The organism is Rhodococcus sp. SJ-2 (assembly GCF_053750035.1).
In genome coordinates this window covers 5229239-5247640 of record NZ_CM132340.1, presented here as the reverse complement: position 1 = coordinate 5247640, position 18402 = coordinate 5229239, and the positions used below count along the sequence as shown (strand labels likewise).

At 65.7% G+C, this 18402-nt stretch carries 17 protein-coding genes and 1 tRNA gene; 8 read left to right on the top strand and 10 right to left on the bottom strand.

Annotated elements, in window-relative coordinates:
* Position 1 precedes the first annotated feature (1 nt).
* From ACSYG9_RS24490 to ACSYG9_RS24470, 5 genes are all read right to left on the bottom strand, one after another.
* Entirely contained in the window at positions 2-1579 is a 1578-nt protein-coding gene (locus ACSYG9_RS24490; protein ID WP_440127795.1) for a multicopper oxidase domain-containing protein, read from the bottom strand.
* 35 nt (positions 1580-1614) lie between these two features.
* The gene (locus ACSYG9_RS24485; protein WP_454840301.1) at positions 1615-2922 is read right to left on the bottom strand and encodes a hypothetical protein; all 1308 of its coding nucleotides are present in this window, start codon (positions 2920-2922) and stop codon (positions 1615-1617) included.
* Positions 2919-3536 carry a methylamine dehydrogenase light chain gene (locus ACSYG9_RS24480; protein WP_440127794.1) on the bottom strand — a complete coding sequence of 206 codons (618 nt, stop codon included), beginning with the start codon at positions 3534-3536 and terminating at the stop codon, positions 2919-2921. The genes ACSYG9_RS24485 and ACSYG9_RS24480 overlap by 4 nt, the downstream gene beginning before the upstream one ends.
* 124 nt (positions 3537-3660) lie before the next feature.
* A complete protein-coding gene (locus tag ACSYG9_RS24475) occupies positions 3661-4260 on the bottom strand; it encodes a redoxin domain-containing protein (RefSeq protein WP_454840299.1) in 600 nt (199 codons plus the stop codon).
* 43 nt (positions 4261-4303) lie between these two features.
* On the bottom strand, positions 4304-4891 hold the full coding sequence (locus ACSYG9_RS24470; protein ID WP_440124891.1) for a MauE/DoxX family redox-associated membrane protein: 588 nt from the start codon (positions 4889-4891) through the stop codon (positions 4304-4306).
* A gap of 457 nt (positions 4892-5348) precedes the next feature.
* Between ACSYG9_RS24470 and ACSYG9_RS24465 the strand changes: the two genes are divergently transcribed.
* Both ACSYG9_RS24465 and ACSYG9_RS24460 read left to right on the top strand, forming a co-directional pair.
* Positions 5349-6806 carry an APC family permease gene (locus ACSYG9_RS24465; RefSeq protein ID WP_454840297.1) on the top strand — a complete coding sequence of 486 codons (1458 nt, stop codon included), beginning with the start codon at positions 5349-5351 and terminating at the stop codon, positions 6804-6806.
* A gap of 71 nt (positions 6807-6877) precedes the next feature.
* Positions 6878-7558: an IclR family transcriptional regulator domain-containing protein gene (locus tag ACSYG9_RS24460; RefSeq protein WP_440127792.1), complete on the top strand. Its 681-nt coding sequence runs from the start codon at positions 6878-6880 to the stop codon at positions 7556-7558.
* A 156-nt stretch (positions 7559-7714) separates the two neighbouring features.
* Here ACSYG9_RS24460 and ACSYG9_RS24455 read toward each other — a convergent pair.
* Positions 7715-7791 (bottom strand) — tRNA-Leu (locus ACSYG9_RS24455).
* A gap of 111 nt (positions 7792-7902) precedes the next feature.
* Here ACSYG9_RS24455 and ACSYG9_RS24450 point away from each other — a divergent pair.
* Positions 7903-8514, top strand: a complete 612-nt coding sequence (locus ACSYG9_RS24450; protein ID WP_440124890.1) for a response regulator — start codon at positions 7903-7905, stop codon at positions 8512-8514.
* 75 nt (positions 8515-8589) lie between these two features.
* On the top strand, positions 8590-11313 hold the full coding sequence (gene polA / locus ACSYG9_RS24445; protein WP_440124889.1) for a DNA polymerase I: 2724 nt from the start codon (positions 8590-8592) through the stop codon (positions 11311-11313).
* Positions 11314-11390: 77 nt separating this feature from the next.
* Here the strand turns inward: polA and trxA are convergent, their stop codons facing one another.
* The 3 genes from trxA to ACSYG9_RS24430 all read right to left on the bottom strand — a co-directional run bounded on the left by trxA (position 11391) and on the right by ACSYG9_RS24430 (position 13481).
* Positions 11391-11762, bottom strand: a complete 372-nt coding sequence (trxA, locus tag ACSYG9_RS24440) for a thioredoxin (RefSeq protein ID WP_169686676.1) — start codon at positions 11760-11762, stop codon at positions 11391-11393.
* Between the two features lie 111 nt (positions 11763-11873).
* On the bottom strand, positions 11874-12887 hold the full coding sequence (locus tag ACSYG9_RS24435) for a helix-turn-helix domain-containing protein (protein ID WP_440124888.1): 1014 nt from the start codon (positions 12885-12887) through the stop codon (positions 11874-11876).
* A 75-nt stretch (positions 12888-12962) separates the two neighbouring features.
* The gene (locus ACSYG9_RS24430; RefSeq protein WP_440124887.1) at positions 12963-13481 is read right to left on the bottom strand and encodes a 2'-5' RNA ligase family protein; all 519 of its coding nucleotides are present in this window, start codon (positions 13479-13481) and stop codon (positions 12963-12965) included.
* Here ACSYG9_RS24430 and ACSYG9_RS24425 point away from each other — a divergent pair.
* The 4 genes from ACSYG9_RS24425 (at position 13480) to ACSYG9_RS24410 (ending at position 17409) form a co-directional block, all read left to right on the top strand.
* Positions 13480-14613 (top strand): isocitrate/isopropylmalate family dehydrogenase, encoded by a 1134-nt coding sequence (locus ACSYG9_RS24425; RefSeq protein ID WP_440124886.1) that lies wholly within the window; start codon positions 13480-13482, stop codon positions 14611-14613. The genes ACSYG9_RS24430 and ACSYG9_RS24425 overlap by 2 nt on opposite strands.
* A 161-nt stretch (positions 14614-14774) precedes the next feature.
* Positions 14775-15629, top strand: coding sequence for an ABC transporter substrate-binding protein (locus ACSYG9_RS24420; protein ID WP_440127791.1), 855 nt, complete (start codon positions 14775-14777; stop codon positions 15627-15629).
* Positions 15630-15640: 11 nt separating this feature from the next.
* Positions 15641-16618, top strand: coding sequence for an ABC transporter permease subunit (locus tag ACSYG9_RS24415; RefSeq protein WP_440124885.1), 978 nt, complete (start codon positions 15641-15643; stop codon positions 16616-16618).
* Between the two features lie 38 nt (positions 16619-16656).
* Positions 16657-17409, top strand: coding sequence for an ATP-binding cassette domain-containing protein (locus ACSYG9_RS24410; RefSeq protein WP_440127790.1), 753 nt, complete (start codon positions 16657-16659; stop codon positions 17407-17409).
* Between the two features lie 22 nt (positions 17410-17431).
* On the opposite strand, the gene ACSYG9_RS24405 is transcribed toward ACSYG9_RS24410, so the two are convergent.
* Entirely contained in the window at positions 17432-18328 is an 897-nt protein-coding gene (locus ACSYG9_RS24405) for a methyltransferase domain-containing protein (protein WP_440124884.1), read from the bottom strand.
* Positions 18329-18402 lie beyond the last annotated feature (74 nt).

The following is an 18402-nucleotide window of genomic DNA, read 5'->3' as shown; positions in this document are numbered from 1 at the left end:
CTCATCGGATGTATCGCAGGTTCGCGGTCATCCCGGCTTCGAAGTGATAGGCATTGTGGCAGTGGAACATCCACTCCCCAGGGTTGTCGGCGTCGAACTCGATGGCAAGTTCGGTGCCGGGTAGCACGTTGACGGTGTCGCGCCGGAGTCCGCCGTAGTCGGGGACCGCGAACGTGTGGCCGTGGGTGTGCATCGGATGCCACATCGTCGTGTTGTTCGCCATCGTGATGCGGATCCGCTCTCCCTGCCGCATCACCAGTTTTCCGGCATCCGGCCCGGCCATACCCCACACGTACCGATCTCCGGCCTGGATCAGCTCCACCCGGTAGTCCCGGTCTGCGGTGCGAGAATCCAACCGGACTGCGTCGACCGGTCGCAAGTCGCTCTCAGCGAGCAGGCGACCCGACAATTCCGGGACGAATCCGCCCACATCCGGATTCGGCAGGGGCGCCGCGTCGTTCGAGCGCAGCACCGTTGACGCGTATCCGTCCCGGCCCTCCACCTTCGCCACGATCGGCCACGCACCCGACTTCAGGGTGAGCAGCACGTCGTACCGCTGGGCCATGCCGACGATCAGGGTATCGACGGTGGTCGGGACGCAATCGAAGCCGTCCGCAGCGATCACCGTGAGTTCGTGGCCCGCGACTGCGAAGCGGTACGGCGTCTCGGCGGCTGCGTTGACGATCCGTAGCCGCACCCGGTTCCCGGGTGCCGCGGTCACCGTCTCGGGGTCGTTGGGCGGACGCCCGTTGATCAGGTGCATCGGGTAGCCGATGTGCTGGGTCATCCCGCCGAGAGGCCCCGACGAACCGTGACCTCCCGATACGAGCGACTGCGCCGCAGCGGTTTCCTCGGTGGTCTGTTCGGCCGGTGCGCCGCCTCCGCCATGCCCTGCGTGACCGCCGGATATCGCGGGATTGAGCGCCGCCAGCACTGCCTCGGGGGTGGTTCCGAGGCCGTCGACCCAATCGTCGAGGACCAGAACGGCGTCGACGTCGGCGCCGGAGGTATCGTGCGGATCCTCGACGATGAGGGCGCCGAACAGTCCACGGTCGGCCTGCAGGCCGCTGTGCGAGTGGTACCAGTGTGTGCCCGGGTCCGGGACGATGAAGTCGTACAGGAAATCACCACCCGGGCCGATCGGATCCTGCGTCACCGGCGCCGCACCGTCCATGTCGTTGCGGATGCGGATCCCGTGCCAGTGCAACGTCGTGTCCACTGCGAGGTCGTTGCGCACCGACACGAGCAATTTGTTGCGGACGCTCGCCCGCAGTTCCGGAGCCACCGCGCGGCCGCCGTACGACCAGGTGTCGACGAGCCGGCCACCGAGGTCGACGGTGGCCACCGCGGCGGTCAGCGCGACGGGCACTTCCCGCCCGTTCCATCCGCGCGCGGCTTCCGCCGCCAGGATCTCCGGATCGGTAGGGGAGATGTACTCGAGCGGAGGGCCGCCCGTCGCATCGGCCGAACTGCACGATGCCGCACCGAAACCGAGTACGCCGAACCCCACCGCACCGGCTCCGAGGGCGCCGATGCGGAGGAATCGACGACGGTCGAGGGTCGGTCCCGACCGCATCATTGCAGCACGCGACATCATTGCAGCACGCGACCGCGTCATTCCAGCACCTGGGGGGTGATGAGCGACCCGATGTCGTCGACGGTGCCGGTGACCTCAACGGAGCTGACCTGATCTCCTGTGGCGGCATCGATTCCGACGATCATCTGAGTGGTCTCGCCGTCGACCTCGGGACCGGATCCGACCACGTACAGGATGCTGCCGTCGACCGAGAATGCGCTGCTCGAGATCTCGGTGAGACCGAGAGTCGGCAGATCGAGAGTCTTGATCGGGGCGAAGGTCGCCGCGTCGACGAGTTCGACCTTCACCACGTCACCGCCGCGGGCGGAGTGCGGGTGGACCACCGAATCCGTGTACTCGATCGCGATTCGGGAGCCGGTGTTGTCGATCTCGTTGTCGGCGAACCGGCCGCCGTCCTGTCCGGCATTGCCGATCGGTGTGACTTCCGTAGCCGGCAGACCCTCCGAGAAGTCGAAGACGTAGACGTCGCCGTTCGCACCGACCAACAGGGACTTCTTCGCCTCCGCGGCCCACGTCACCGTACGGGTGCTGACGAAGTCCTCGGGGAGGACCTTCGAGCGGCTCGTCTCGGTCGGGACTCCGGCGTCGTCGATCGAGAACTGGATCAGCTCGCGCGTATCCTCACACACGCTGTAGAGCTCGTGCCCGTCGAGCCACGTGAACGGCCCGCAGCCGATGATCTGGAGGGAGCCGCTCTCCTTCTTCGCCTCGAGGTCGACGACGCGGATGCCGTACAGTCCGTCGTCCCAGGTCACGAAGAACCTACCGTCCGAGGTCACCGCACTCGAGCCCTCCCGTGAATGGGCGCGGGCGTAATCGGGGAGCAGCACCTCGGATGGTTCGAGCAGGTTGCCCGAGTAGGTGCTGACTGTGAATTCAGCGGTGCCGCGAGAGCCTCGCGGTCGCCACACCTCGGCCGCGAGCACCGCGGGATCGCTGGATGTCTCGCCGACGAATCCGTGGATCACGGGCGACCAGATGCCCGGCCCGACGACGAATCTGTTGCCCGCCACACCGGTCACCGGGTCGAGTGCATTGAGCTCGACCTCGAGACCCGTATTGACGACAGCGAGAAGGTCGGTCGCCTTGATCGGCTCGATGTCGCCGACGTGTACCGGTTCGGGGATCGTGGCGCCGATCTCCTGGTCGTCGTGGCCGAGCGAGATACCCTCACCCGGCGGAATGACGGGAACGGTGGGATATGTGACCTCGCCGTCGACGGTGGCGTCGTCGTTCGAACTGCATCCGGTGAGGACGAGCGCGGCGGCAAGCGGGATCGCTACCACGCTGGAGCGGGAAAGGCGCTTGGTGAGTGCAGAATTCATGCTCCCGCACCGACCTTCGGACGTGCGGCCGGTCGAGTCTGGCAGTCCTCGCCGATGATCGGGGCCATGGTGCAGGTGTACGACTGCGACTCGTCGGAGACGCACCAGATGATTTCCTGGTCGTAGCTGCCGGAGACCGGGTTGTACATGATCGCCTGCATGTCGGGTTCCCCGCAGAACGCATTGGAGCACGACGGTGCGCCGCAGCAGTCGTAATAGGCGATCAGGTAGGTCTTTCCGGTGTCGGGATTGGTGCAGCAGCCGACCCAGAACTCGGCGCCCGGCTTGCTGCCGGGGGCGCAGGTGGTGACGCCTCCGCCGTTGCAGGCCGCGCACGAGGTGCCGTCCATGTTGCACCAGCGCCAGTACTCGCATTCCGCGGGATCCTTGCCGTCGAAAGCGATGAACTGCGGATCCGGTGCGTCGGGGGCCGGGGCGGCCGGCGGTAGGTCCTGCGCCATCGCGCTGCGGGTGACCGGGAGCGAACTGATCAGCGCGACACCCGAGACGCCCATCGTCCAGCGGCCGATCCTGCTGAGCATCGACCGACGCGATGTGCGCTCGGACAGGGTGCGTCCCGCGCGGCTCGCGAGGGAACCACCCTGGCCGGCCATCCACGCTGCTTGCTCGCGGACGGTGTCTTCGTCGACCGGATATCGATTCTCGGTCGTACGGTGTTCTTCCACGGCGTACGCCTCCTTGTCTCGGGTGAATGGATCAGGGTCTCGGGTGAATGGATCAGGCGGATTTCGCCTGCGCGTGCAGGTGCTGAAGGGACGGAGTGCCGGATTCGAGGGCATTGAGCAGACTCTCGACCTGCGCCATGTGGTTGCACAGGCCCTTGCCGCGGATCTTGCCGTGCTCGTCGAGAATCACCCCGTACGGCGTGGTGCCGACCTGGTATGCGATGCCGACGTCGCGAGCATCGATGTAGCTCAGTTCGGTGCCGATGTTGCTGCCTGCCAGGAACGCCTTGTGCTCTTCGGGGGTGCCGTCGGACACGATCACGACCTCGAGGTCGGTCTCCGCACGCGCCATCGCACGCAAACCGGGCAGCAGGCTCTTGCATGTGCTGCAACTCGGAGCGGTGAACATGAGCAGCTGTGCCTTCTCACGATGTCCACCGACGCGAACCGAGCGTCCGGCGTGGTCGACGAGCCCGGCGAACGAGGGACCGGCCTGCTCGACCTTCGGACCCGTGTCCATCATCCGTGCGCCGAGAGGGCCCAGGCGCACCTGGACGCGCCCGATTTCTCGGGCGAGCGCAAGCGTCATCAGGAGCAGCAGCGCGACCGCGATTGCCAGAACCACAACGGCCACTACCAGGAATGTTGTCATCGAACGTGTCCTGTCTGTACGAAAGTTGTTGACGAAGAAGTGATCACGAGTCGAATCGAGACGTGGTACTCACCGCCCGGAGCTTGATCGAGGCGTTACTCAGATAGTCGTCGACCGGGCGCCGGCCGAGATGCACGACCGACCGGATCGATGCGACCGCAACGACGGCCAGCACGATCAGCGCACCACCTGCGGTGCCGGCCAGGTGTTCCGGCACAGTGACGTCCGGCGAACCGGCCACTGCGAGTGCCGTCGCCGTCGCCGCGAACGTCGCAGCACGGACGGCGTGGAACCAGCCGATGCGGGGGATCTCGTGCGCACCGAAGGCGAAACAGCCGCAGTCGAGATCGCTCCGCCCGCGGGCGAGATTCACGGTGAGCCCCATCGTGAACGCCACGAACAGCAGCGCGGCCGCCACAGCCGGCCACCGGCCACCGACGCCGATGATCAATGCGACGCCCACCAGCGTCTCGGCGATCGGCAGTGTCGCTGAGACCGTACGTTCCGCTCGGTCCGGCAGGAGCCGGTATCCCTTGACCACCGTCAGCAGTCCGTCCCGGTCGCGGAGCTTCGGAATGCCCGCGATCAGGAGCGTCCCACCGATGATCGATGCGACCATCACCCACAACATGGATCACGCCCTCTCTGTCGTCGGACCAATCGTGCTGGCGCGATGGGGCATTGATGAGTCGTCGGTGAAACGACCGTCGTGTCGGCGAGTGGGAATGCGCATGCACCAGGAGGAACCACTTCCGCGCAGGTGACGTGGTCGGGCACGACGCGTGCGGCTCTGCGGAGGTGATGCCCGGCACGGTCTGCTCGGTGCAGAGTCCGACACGATTTCCACTTGGGATCATGTCGCTGACACGACGGAAACACTCCCGTTACACCACGAGTCGTCCGGCGGGATTCGGAACACCGATCGGAAACACGACAATCCTAAAGTTCCCCGAACGGTGGTCCGTTCGGATGACGGGCCCACAATCGAAGAGAGGCGCCGAGTGAGTAGCGGCAGACGTGGTAATAGAGGTTCATGGATCGGCGGAGCGCTCGCTGCCGCGATCTCGACGTCGCGTAGCAGCGAGCCGGTGGCCACACCGGTGTACTCGCCCTTGAGGGGGCTGGGTCGTCGCAGACTCTCGCAAGTGGACCTGGTCGGGCAATCCCTGTCGACCGTCGCGCCGGCGACAGGGATGATCTTCATCGCGTCGTGGATCATCGGGGCCGAACCCGGCGTCGGTGGTCTGGCAGCGATCCTCGGTACAACCGCATGCGTTGTCGCAGTTGCCTACTGCGTCACCCAGTTCACCCGGCGGCTTGCTGCTGCGGGGTCGCTGTACAGCTTCGCATTCCACGGGCTGCCGCGCCGTGCGACGTTGACAGTGGGCGCGGCGTTGCTCCTCGGCTATCTGGGCATCTCGATTTCGGTGTCGGCCAACGCCGCCGAGAGTGTGCTGGGAGTAGCGATCACGCTGGGTCTGTCGTGGTCGGGGAGCCATCTCCCCCTGATTACCGCCGCGATCGTCACCGCTGTGGCCGCGGTGATCGCGGTGAGTGGCGTACGTGTCGCGACCCGCGCGATCCTCGTGGTCGAACTCTGCTCGCTCGTACTCATCTGCGCACTGATGGTCACCGGTTCCGGCGCGACCGTCGTAACGGAAACCACGAGTTTGTCTGCTTCTCTGCCATTTCTGGCGTTGGTTGTCGTGTTCGGGATGGCGGGTTTCGAGAGCGCGGCGTTCTTCGGCGCCGAAGCGCGGCGGCCCCTGACCACCGTGTCCCGGGCGGTGCTCGTCACCCCGGTGGTGTGCGGCTCGCTCTTCGTCTTCGCCGGGTGGGCAGCGCTGACCGGGCGTGCCGACGCCGTCGTCGCCGCGTACTTCGACGGCACCGCCTCCGGTGCGAGTCCGGCGATGGTGGTCGCGGTGCAGGTCGCTGTGACGTTCTCGTGGTTCGCGTCGACCCTCGGCTGTGCGCAGGCCGGGTCGCGGTTGTTGCTGGCGATGGGCATCGAAGAAACCGCGCCGAGGGCGTTGTCGCGTGTCCATCCGGGTCGGCGCACCCCCTGCGTTGCGATTGCCTGGTTCACCGTGCTGAGTTTCGTGGGCGCAGCGATCCATCTGCAGTTGTTCGTCAGCGAATCCGGCCTGTACGACGGGTTCGTCGAGGTCGCCATCGTCATCGCATACACCTTGCTGGCGGTGTCGTGCCTACAGTTCCTCCGCAGGATCGGGGAGGACGCACCGTGGACCACTGTCGTCGCCCTGGCGGTCGCGAGTACCGGAGCAGGTCTGCTGGGTTATCTGGTGATCGACGGTGCGGCACGCGGGGAATGGGGAATCCCGATCGCGGTGCTCGTGGTTGCGGCCTCCGGTGGACTGTGGGTGGCTGTGCTCGAGCGGCTCAAACCCGGATCACTCGCGACGATGGGCACCTTCGACAGCGTCGAGACGGCCGACCTGCTTCCAGGCTCCGGTGTTCTCGTTCTCGACGACGTGGGCAAACCGCAGTTGGTGTCGGCGCATCCGCGGCCGGAGTCCTCGTGAGGACCGCTCACGTGGTCGCCGAGACCGGGTTCAGTGGGCAGCAACCGAGAGCGGTGCAGAAGGCTCTCTGCATGCTCGAGGCGGTCGCGCATCTCGGTCCCGGTGCTACGGCCAAGGAGATCGCCCGCTTTGCGGGTGTCGCACCCACCACCGCCTATCGGATGCTCAACCTCCTTGTTGCAGAGGGATTCCTGGTGCGGGTTCCCGACCTGTCGGGTTTCGCGCTCGGACGCCGAACAGCCGAACTGTCCCGAGCCGCGGTGGCCACCGACACCTCACCGACACTGCACGAGACGGTGGAAGACCTCCGTTCGCACACCCGGTTCGGTCTGCATGTCGCGTCGTTCGCCGGTGGCAGGCTCCGCTTCGTCGATCAGGACCCCGACCATGAGATCGTCGGTATCGCGGTGCTGTCCAAGAACCTGCATGCAAACGCACTCGGCAAAGTGATGCTCGCGCACAATCCCGCGCTGCGAGCAGGAATCGAACTGCGACGATTGACCGAGGCGACCGTGTGCGACCCGGAAGGGCTCAGCGACGAACTGTCCCGCATACAACTCGACGGGCACGCCTTCGAAAATCAGGAATGTCGCATCGGCCGGTCGGCGTTGGCCGTCCCGATCCGGAACCACGGCGCCGAGGTGGTCGGGGGACTGTGTCTCCAGGGCTCGCCGCTTCGGGTATCGCCGTCGGACTTCGAGCAGTTGAGGTTTCTCTACGAGGGGTCCCGTCGGCTCACCGGGCTGCTGTAAGTGCGATCGGGGAGTTCCGGTGTGTCGGTGATGGCATCCGCGATCGCTGCCCCGGCAGCCGGGACGGTCGTGGCAGTTCTCGTCGCAGCGGCAATTCGTCAGCGGACACGTGTGACCGCGACTGTTCGGCACTCCGATCGGAGGTCGGCAGTGCGATGGTGCCCCCGGTGAGACTCGAACTCACACTGGACGGGTTTTGAATCCGTTTCCTCTGCCAATTGGGATACGGGGGCGTGGTGCGGAGACCACTGTAAGGGATGGATGGACAGGGGGCGAACACCGGTACCCTTCTAACGTTCGATTCCCTCACGGGGGCATCCGCAGCGAGAGGGGAAGGGCCCGCCATGACAGCCGTGCCGCAGGACGACAACGCCGGGACGAAGAGAGTCGTCGTCGCCGAGGACGAGGCGTTGATCAGGCTCGATCTGGTCGAAATGCTGCGCGAAGAGGGCTACGACGTGGTCGGTGAAGCGGGCGACGGGCAACGCGCCGTCGAACTCGCAGAGGAACTGAAACCGGATCTCGTGATCATGGACGTCAAGATGCCGCGCCGCGACGGAATCGACGCCGCATCCGAGATCGCGCAGAAGCGCATTGCCCCTGTGGTCATTCTCACAGCATTCAGTCAGCGCGAACTCGTCGAACGGGCGCGTGACGCGGGAGCCATGGCGTACCTGGTGAAGCCGTTCTCGAAGAGCGATCTGGTTCCGACCATCGAGGTGGCGGTGAGCCGGTTCGCCGAAGTCCGCGAACTGGAACGCGAAGTCCAGGGGCTGTCCGAGCGGTTCGAGACCCGCAAGCTCGTCGACCGGGCCAAGGGGACGTTGATGGACAAGCATGCGATGACCGAACCCGAGGCCTTCCGCTGGATCCAGCGCGCGGCAATGGACCGGCGCACCACGATGAAGCAGGTCGCCGAGGTGATCATCGAGAGCCTGGGGGAGACCGCCGGCTGAGTGTCGGCGCGGGTCGCACCGCGCAGTCCGTCCGGGTGGTCGTGGACGTCGTACCCGGTCCCTAGACTGGCACGCGTGACCCGTGCATCCGCTTCGCCCTCGACCACCCCGGCCGCCGACGACCGCCCGACCCTTCTGCTGCTCGACGGACATTCGCTGGCGTTCCGCGCGTTCTACGCGCTACCGGCCGAGAACTTCAGAACTACCAGCGGGCAGACCACCAACGCGGTGTACGGGTTCACCTCGATGCTCATCAACCTCCTGCGCGACGAGAAACCCACGCATGTGGCAGCAGCATTCGACGTGAGCCGCAAGACATTCCGTGCTGAAATGTATGCCCCCTACAAGGCGCAGCGCAGCGCAGCTCCCGACGAGTTCAAGGGACAGATCGACGTCACCAAAGAGGTGCTCGGCGCCATGGGTATCCCCGTCATGGCGGAGGAAGGGTACGAGGCCGACGACATCATCGCGACCCTCACCACCCAAGCCACCGCCCTCGGTTACAAGGTGCTCGTCGTCACGGGCGACCGTGACGCCCTGCAGCTGGTCACCGACGCTGTCACGGTGCTCTACCCGAAACGTGGCGTCTCCGAACTGACGCGCTTCACTCCCGAGGCCGTCGAGGAGAAGTACGGACTCACCCCGGCGCAGTACCCGGACTTCGCCGCGCTGCGCGGCGACCCCAGCGACAACCTCCCCGGCATCCCCGGAGTCGGCGAGAAGACCGCCGCCAAGTGGATCCGCGAGTTCGGTAGCCTCACCCACCTCGTCGACCGGGTCGACGAGGTGCGCGGAAAGACCGGGGATGCGCTCCGCGAGAACCTGTCGAACGTGCTGATGAATCGCCAGCTCACCGAGATGGTGCGGGAAGTGCCGCTGCCGTACACGCCGGATGCTCTCGCGCTCGCACCATGGGACCGCGACAAGATCCACCGGCTCTTCGACGACCTCGAATTCAAGGTCCTGCGTGATCGTCTCTTCGAGACCCTCGCGTCTGCCGAGCCCGAAGCCGACGAAGGATTCGAGGTGCGCGGCGGCATCATCGAGCCGGGTGCCCTCGGCGACTGGCTCGCAGAGCACGCCGTTGCAGGACAGCGGCACGGACTGTCCGTTGCCGGGCCGGGTACTCCGTACGGCGGCGATGCAGTGGCCATCGCGATCGCGGCCGATGACGGCGAGGGCGCGTACGTCACGACAGTGGCGCTGACACCGGAAGACGACAGTGCGCTCGCTGCATGGCTCGCCGACGCTGCCGTGGAGAAAGCATTGCACGAGGCCAAGTCGGCCATGCACGCGCTGCGTGGGCGGGGCTGGACTCTCGCCGGAGTCACCAGCGACACGGCGTTGGCGGCGTATCTTGTGCGCCCGGGTCAGCGCAGCTTCAAACTCGACGACCTCTCGCTGCGCTATCTCAAACGGGAGCTGCGAGTGGAAGATTCCGGCGCCCAGCAACTGTCCCTGCTCGACGACGAAGACGCGGCGGACAACCAGGCCGCAGAAGGTGAAATATTGCGGGCTCGCGCGGTCGTCGACCTCGCCGCGGCGCTCGACTCCGAACTCGCAGACATCGAATCGGTGCGGCTGCTGACCGAGATGGAGTTGCCGTTGCTCGAGGTCCTGGCCGATCTCGAGGCCACCGGCATCGCCGTCGACGCCGATCACCTGCACGACCTGCAGGCGGGCTTCGCCGCCGACGTCGCCGCCGCCGCGAACTCCGCGTACGAGGTGATCGGCAAGCAGATCAACCTCGGTTCGCCGAAGCAACTCCAGGTCGTGTTGTTCGACGAACTCGAGATGCCGAAAACCAAGAAGACCAAGACCGGCTACACCACCGACGCCGATGCTCTGCAGAACCTCTTCGAGAAGACAGAGCATCCGTTTCTCGAGCATCTGCTCGCGCACCGCGAATCGACCAAGATGAAGACCACCGTCGACGGTCTCATCAAGTCGGTGGCCGACGACGGTCGCATTCACACCACGTTCAACCAGACGGTCGCGGCGACCGGCCGCCTGTCGTCCACCGAACCAAACCTGCAGAACATCCCGGTCCGCACCGACGCGGGTAGGCAGATCCGCAACGGCTTCGTCGTCGGCGGCGGATACGACCTGCTCCTGACCGCCGACTACAGCCAGATCGAGATGCGCATCATGGCGCATCTATCCGGCGACGAAGGACTGATCGAGGCGTTCAATACCGGAGAGGATCTACACAGTTTCGTCGGTGCCCGCGCGTTCGGCGTGCCGATCGAAGAGGTCACCCCCGAACTGCGCCGACGGGTCAAGGCGATGTCCTACGGTCTGGCGTACGGTCTGAGCGCTTACGGTCTCGCGCAGCAGCTGAAGATCTCCACCGACGACGCCCGCGAGCAGATGGAGGCATACTTCACCCGTTTCGGTGGTGTGCGCGACTACCTGCACAACGTCGTGGAAGAGGCCCGCAAGGTCGGTTATACCTCCACGCTCTACGGGCGTCGCCGGTACCTGCCCGACCTGACCAGCGACAACCGGCAGCGGCGCGAGGTCGCCGAGCGAGCCGCGCTCAACGCGCCGATCCAGGGCACCGCAGCCGACATCATCAAGGTTGCGATGATCGAGGTGCAGAAAGCACTCGACGACGCAGGCCTGCGCTCACGGATGTTGCTGCAGGTCCACGACGAACTCGTCCTCGAAGTCACCGATGAGGAACGTGAACGTGTCGAGGAGATGGTCCGCAGCAAGATGGACTCGGTGATCGATCTGTCGGTGCCGCTCGAAGTGTCGGTCGGCTATGGCCGTAGCTGGGATGCCGCCGCCCACTGAGCCAAGCGAGTTGGGCCGCTCACAGCGACGCGGCTCGGTTCCCGGACAGGAGTCGAGCCGCGTCGCGGTCGGTCGAGTCAGCTCTGAGCGTTCGACGCCTCGTCGATCTGCTTGCGCACATCGTCCATATCGAGCGCCTTGACCTGTGAGACGAGGTCTTCGAGTGCTGCAGGCGGCAGTGCACCTGCCTGGTTGTAGACCAGGATTCCTTCACGGAACGCCATGATCGTCGGGATCGAGCGAATGTTCGCGGCAGCCGCGATCGACTGCTCGGCCTCGGTGTCGACCTTTGCGTGCACAACGTCCGGATGCTGCTCGGACGACGATTCGAAGGTCGGTGCGAACTGTTTGCATGGGCCACACCAATCGGCCCAGAAGTCGACGAGCACGATGTCATTGCTGGTGACGACCTCGTCGAAGTTCTGCTGAGTGAGAGCTTGGGTTGCCACGGTGGTCCTTTCGGTTCGGGCGTGTCGACGGGTGCAACAGCGAGCCGCCCCCATTTCTTCCGCCACGCTACGCGAGGTGGGCGACACGGGGCGGCGGTTGCGCGGTCGACGTCACTCGACCAGGGTCGACTCCGCGGATCGAAAGGTTCGGCGGTACGCCTGGGGCGTGGTGCGGCGAAAGCGCAGGAAATGCTGCCTGAGCACAGGCGCGGTGCCGAAGCCGACACGGTCGGCGACGACATCGATCGGCAGATCCGTGCTCTCGAGAAGCTGTTGCGCTGCGAGCACCCGCTGCCCGCGGATCCATCGCGCCGGTGTGGTGCCGGTTTCCTCCGTGAACCGTCGCGCGAAGGTCCTGGACGACATGTGTGCCTGCTCGGCGAGCACGGTCACCGGCAATTCGCGGTGCAGATTCTCGGTGATCCAATCGAGCAGCGGGCCGATCGAGTCATCGGTGCACTCGGGAAGTGGTCTGGATATGTACTGAGCTTGCCCGCCGTCGCGGTGTGGTGGTACGACCATGCCCCGAGCTATCGCGTTGGCGACCTGCGAACCCTGGGCGGTCCGCACGATGTGCAGGACCAGGTCGATGCTGGCCGCGGTGCCTGCACTCGTCAGCACCGGATGCTCGTCGACATACAGCACGTCGCGATCGACTCGGGCCGACGGATACATCGCGGAGAGCCGGTCTGCGTACCGCCAATGGGTGGTGCAGCGGCGATCGTCGAGAAGACCGGCGGCAGCGAGGACGAAAGCGCCTGTGCACAGACTCGCGACCGGAGTTCCCCGATCGACTGCGCTCCGCAGTTTCCCGAACAGCGGCTCGAGGACGGCGAGATCGGGGCTGCCGCTGCGCACGAACTCGGGATCGGTCAGTTCCCCTGCCCCGGTGCCACCGGGAGGCACGATGATCAGGTCGGCGTCGTCGAGACGGTCGAGGTCGTACGGCACATCGATGGAGTAGCCGTACTTCGTGGTGACGGGTTCGGTGCTGCCCGCGACGAGCGCGAACTCATATTCGGGCAAGCCGTCGTCCGCGAGCTCGCCTCCGAAGACCTCGCAGGCGACACCGAGTTCGAACATCACGATGCGCGGGAGGAGAGGGACGACCACGTTGCGAAGCATGAAACCCAGTCTCCCCGCGCAGTGGCAGAAAATCGAACGATTACCTCAACTCTGCCACCGCGGCTGTCCGCAGGGTCAGCAGAGCCGCCATTCCTGTTTCGCGGTGCCGTCCCAGCGCCGGATCCGGCCTGCCGTACCGGCCGGATCGCCCGGCGTCCGGTGGGCGGCGATCACTGCTGCGCCGACCCGATCGGCGGGGACCCGCCGTGCCAGCGTCACGTGCGGGGTCCATTCACCCGGACGGATGTGCGCCGGAATCCCGGGACACTGCGAGAACGAGGCGAACAACCGGGCATGCAGCTCCAACAGCGGCACCGAGGGCACAACGAGGCGCGCCACCGTCGCATGGCGGCCTCCGAACAGAATCACACCGCCGAGGAGCATCGGTAGTTCGATGCTCGAGACGGCTTCACGCGCAGCCTCCTCCACGTCAGGCGGAATCGTTTCCGCCACGAACAGCGTGACGTGTGGCCGATTCGATTCGGCCCGGACTCGCTCCTGACTGTCGACACCGGCCGCGCGCAGGCTCTTCCACTGCGCGCGGACGTAACCGTCGAGGCGGTCATCGAGTAGTAGCTCCACCGACTGCACCATGATGCGCAATGATGGCGCGGTGACCCACGAGACTGCAACGGCAACCCATGAGACCGCACTCTCGCAGCCCCAGCGCATCGGCCTGATCGAAGGTGATGGCATCGGCCACGAGATCGTTCCCGCAACCCGCCGTGTCGTCGACGCGGCGATCGAGGCCGCGGGAGGGTCGGGCGTCGAGTGGGTACCGTTGCCGCTCGGGGCCGATGCCATCGGCAGTCACGGCACCCCGGTACCGAAATCGACACTCGAGGTGCTGACCGAGCTCGACGGCTGGATTCTGGGGCCGCACGACAGCGCGTCCTACCGCGAACCATTTCGTACAGCGTTACCTCCGGGCGGTCAGATCCGGAAGCATTTCGACCTGTACGCGAACATCCGTCCCGCCCGAGCACTGCCGGGCACCCGCGCCGTGGTACCCGAGATGGATCTCGTCGTCGTACGTGAGAACACCGAAGGCTTCTACGCCGACCGCAACATGGCGGTAGGCAGCGGTGAATTCATGCCGACACCCGACGTCGCCCTCGCCGTCGGTGTTGTCACCCGTGCGGCCTGCGAACGGATTGCGCACACCGCCTTCGATCTGGCTTCACGTCGACGAAAGCGAGTCACCATCGTGCACAAGGCGAATGTGCTGTCGAAGACGACCGGGTTGTTCAGGGATGTGTGCCGCGAGATCGGACGCATGTATCCGAGCGTGGACGTCGACGACGAGCACGTCGACGCGATGGCCGCGCTGCTCGTCCGACGCGGCGGTGAGTTCGACGTCATCGTGACCGAGAACCTGTTCGGAGACATCCTGTCCGACCTCGCAGGTGAGCTGTCCGGCTCACTCGGCAGCGCCCCTTCGATCAATGCGTCCGCACGTAAGACAATGGCGCAGGCGGTCCACGGCGCCGCACCCGACATCGCCGGATCAGGTCGAGCCAACCCGACCGCCCTCTTCCTGTCCTCGGCGATGCTCCTCGACCGTCTCGCCGTCAACGGGGACCCGTTCCTAGGCGGTGCGGCGCGCGCGCTCGAGCGAGCCGTCACGGAGACGATCGGAGACGGTGTCGCCACCGCAGATCTCGGCGGGAGGGCATCGACAAGCGAGTTCACGGATGCGGTGATCGAGCACATCAGCACCCCGTGAGGGAGGGCGTGCGACGCTCGCGACACGGCACGGGATCGGCCCGCGAGATCACACAGCACAGATTTGCAGACACACAGAGCGCTCCGGTCTACTGTGCGGATGTGGATGGACCAGCTCACTCTCGTGCCCGACGGCCCCGGCCCGGCGGTGTTGTAGCCGCAGTGCTGCTGCTCCTCGCGGCCGTGACGGGCTGCGTGGTCAACACCGAATCCACCGTGCCTCCCGGCGACCGGGTACATGCCGAGCGCGTCGATGCGCTCGCTGCACAGCTCCCACCCTCGACGGCGTCGGCAGGCGTGTTGAAGGTCGGCACGAACGTGCCATACGCCCCCAACGAATTCAAGGACGACGACGGCACCATCGTCGGTTTTGCCGTCGAACTCGTGCAGGCGCTCGGCGACGTGCTCGGTATCGAAGCCGTGTTCTACGAGTCGGACTTCGACCGGATCATTCCCGCAGTGCAGTCCGGTACCTTCGATGTCGGCTCGTCGTCGTTCACCGACACTCTCGAGCGCGAGCAGTCCGTCGACTTCGTCACCTACTTCAACGCGGGAATCCAATGGGCGCAGCGACTCGGCGAACCTGTCGATCCTGACAATGCCTGCGGACTGCGAGTGGCGGTGCAGACCACGACAATCGAAGACATCGATGAGGTCCCGGCGAAGAGTCAGGCCTGTGTGGATGCGGGACTTCCTCCCATCGAGAAGATCAAGTACGACAGCCAGGACGAAGCCGCCAATGCGCTGATCCTCGGCCGGGTCGACGCATTGTCCGCCGATTCGCCGGTCACCGCCTACGTGATCGAACGCAGCGAGGGTCGGCTCGAGTCGGCAGGTCCGCTGTTCGACGCCGCGCCGTACGGTTTCGTCGTCGGGAAGGGCGCTCCCATCGGTCCGGTCCTGCAGCAGGCGATGCAGCACCTGATCGACTCGGGAAAGTACCAGCAGATCGCCGACCGCTGGGGCGTGACAGAGGGAACGATCACCGAGTCGCAGATCAATGCGGCGACGAGCTGAGGAAGGGCCCGATGAATCAGCACACCGAATCCGGCGCGGCCGAGACCGAACCGGAACCGATACAGGCCGTCCCGTTGCGGCGTCCAGGCCGGTGGATCGCGGGCGCCGTCGTGGTGATCGCGTTGATCCTGCTCGTGTGGGGCGCCGCCACCAACGAGGCGTATCGCTGGGACATCTACGGGCAGTACTTGTTCGACCGGCGCATCAGCGAGGCAGCATGGAACACGGTTCAGCTGACCGTGCTCGCCATGCTCATTGCCGTTGTGCTGGGCGTGGTTCTCGCGGTGATGCGCTTGTCGCCGAACCCGGTGCTCAAATCGGTGGCGTGGGTGTATTTGTGGGTATTCCGCGGCACCCCGGTGTACGTTCAGCTCGTGCTGTGGGGCCTGTTCCCGTCGATCTACAAGCAGCTCGACATCGGAATCCCGTTCGTGCACCAGTTCTTCCACATCGATCTGCAGTCACTGAATGCGGCGTTCCTGTTCGCGGTGATCGGCCTCGCCCTCAATGAGGCCGCATACATGGCCGAGATCGTCCGCGCCGGAATCGGCTCGGTTCCCGAAGGACAGCTCGAAGCCTCCACCGCCTTGGGAATGTCGTGGGCGCAGACGATCCGGCGGACCGTGCTCCCTCAGGCCATGCGCGTGATCATCCCGCCGACCGGCAACGAACTCATCAGCATGCTCAAGACCACCTCGCTGGTTGCGGCCGTGCCGTACACCGCTGAACTCTATGCCCGGGCACGAGACATCGCAGGTGCGAACTTTCAGCCGATTCCGCTGTTCCTCGTCGCAGCGACGTGGTATCTGGCGATCACGAGCATCCTGATGGTGGGCCAGTACTTCGTCGAGAAGCATTATTCGAAGGGCATGACCCGGCACCTGACGGCTCGCCAGTTGCAGGCCCTCGCCGACGCCGAAGGTAAGGCCGTCGTCATCCAACCGGAACCGCCGACAGATCCGACCATCCCCGGGGGTGAGCGCAAGTGACCGCGTCAGGCCGGACGACCGAGCCGAACAACGTGCCCATGGTGCGGGCCGATCGGGTATGCAAGAACTACGGTGCCGTCCGAGTGCTCAAAGGGATCTCGCTCGAGGTGCAGCGTGGCCAGGTCGCGTGCTTGATCGGCCCGTCGGGCTCAGGTAAATCGACGTTCTTACGGTGCATCAACCACCTCGAGCGTGTCGACGCGGGGCGGCTCTACGTCGACGGCACACTCGTCGGCTATGCCGAACGCGGTGGCAAACTCCACGAACTGCATCCGCGCACGGCTGCGAAACAGCGCCGCGAGATCGGAATGGTCTTCCAGCACTTCAACCTGTTCCCGCACCGGACGGTGATCGCCAACATCATCGAAGCGCCGATGCTGGTGAAGAAGATGCGCCGTAGCGAAGCCACCGAAATTGCCCGCGACCTGCTGTCGAAGGTGGGATTGGGCAACAAGGCCGATGCGTACCCGGCCCAGCTGTCGGGCGGACAGCAGCAGCGCGTGGCCATCGCGCGGGCGCTGGCGATGGAACCGAAGCTCATGCTGTTCGACGAGCCCACCTCGGCTCTCGACCCGGAGCTCGTGGGGGAGGTGCTCTCCGTGATGCGCGATCTCGCCGACGGCGGCATGACCATGGTGGTGGTCACCCACGAGATGGGGTTCGCGCGAGAGGTCGCCGATCAGTTGGTGTTCATGGACGGCGGGGTGGTCGTCGAGGCGGGCGCGCCCGACGACCTGCTCACTGATCCGCAGCATGACCGCACCCGCGAGTTCCTGGCCCGCCTGCTCTGAGCTCGCGTGATCGACGACTCGGTCAGATCAGGGCTGGTCGCGCGCTGGTCGCGTCGCCTGGCGCGCGGCTGCAGAAGATCGCGGTCCCCGGAAAGATCTCGCCGCGCAGCGGGCTCCACTGTCCCCACTCCCGGTCGAGATGCTCGGGCCAGTCGGGTTCGACGATGTCGTAGATCTCGAAGCCGGCTGCGACGAGCTCGCGGACACGATCGCCGATGGTGCGGTGATGCTCGACGTAGGTCGGTATGCCATCGTCGTCGACCTCGACGTACGGTGTGCGGTCGAAATAGGGGAACATCGCGACCAATCCGCGCTCGCTCGGATCGTCGGGGAAGATCCACCGCATCGGGTGGTTGACCGAGAACACCCAACGTCCACCCGGACGCAGTACCCGTGCGACCTCCCTCATCACCTGCGCCGAATCCGCGACGAACGGGACAGCGCCGAACGCGGAGCACACGATGTCGAAACTGTTGTCGGGAAAGGGGAGATTCTCGGCGCCTGCCTGCACGAGCGGCACGCGCGGTCCACCTCGATCCATCGCCTCGACACCGCGCGACAGCATGCCCATCGACAGGTCGAGTCCAACGGCGCGGGCACCCTCACCGGCGAGCCAGCGCGCGCACGGCGCCGATCCGCAACCGAGTTCGAGGACGTCCTTGTCTCGGACATCGCCGAGAAGGCGGACGTCGCCTTCGTGCAGGCCCTCCGGACACCACACGAATTCGCCCGCGGGTGAGTCCGCGCCGAGGAAGTCACCGTGGGTGCGGTGGTAGTCACCGGCGTCGGCGTCCCACCACGTGCGGCTGGCATGCTCACTGTCGCGGCTGCCCACGCGTGCACGGCCTGCCTTCGACGTGCCGAGCAGTTCATTGGCAGTGGCGTGACGAGGATCGGGCGGTAGCGACGGGTCGGACATGGAAACAGCGTAGGACGTGCACTGCAGACGGTTCGCCATTGGGATTCGCAATGGGAAGGCGTTGACGTGGCTGT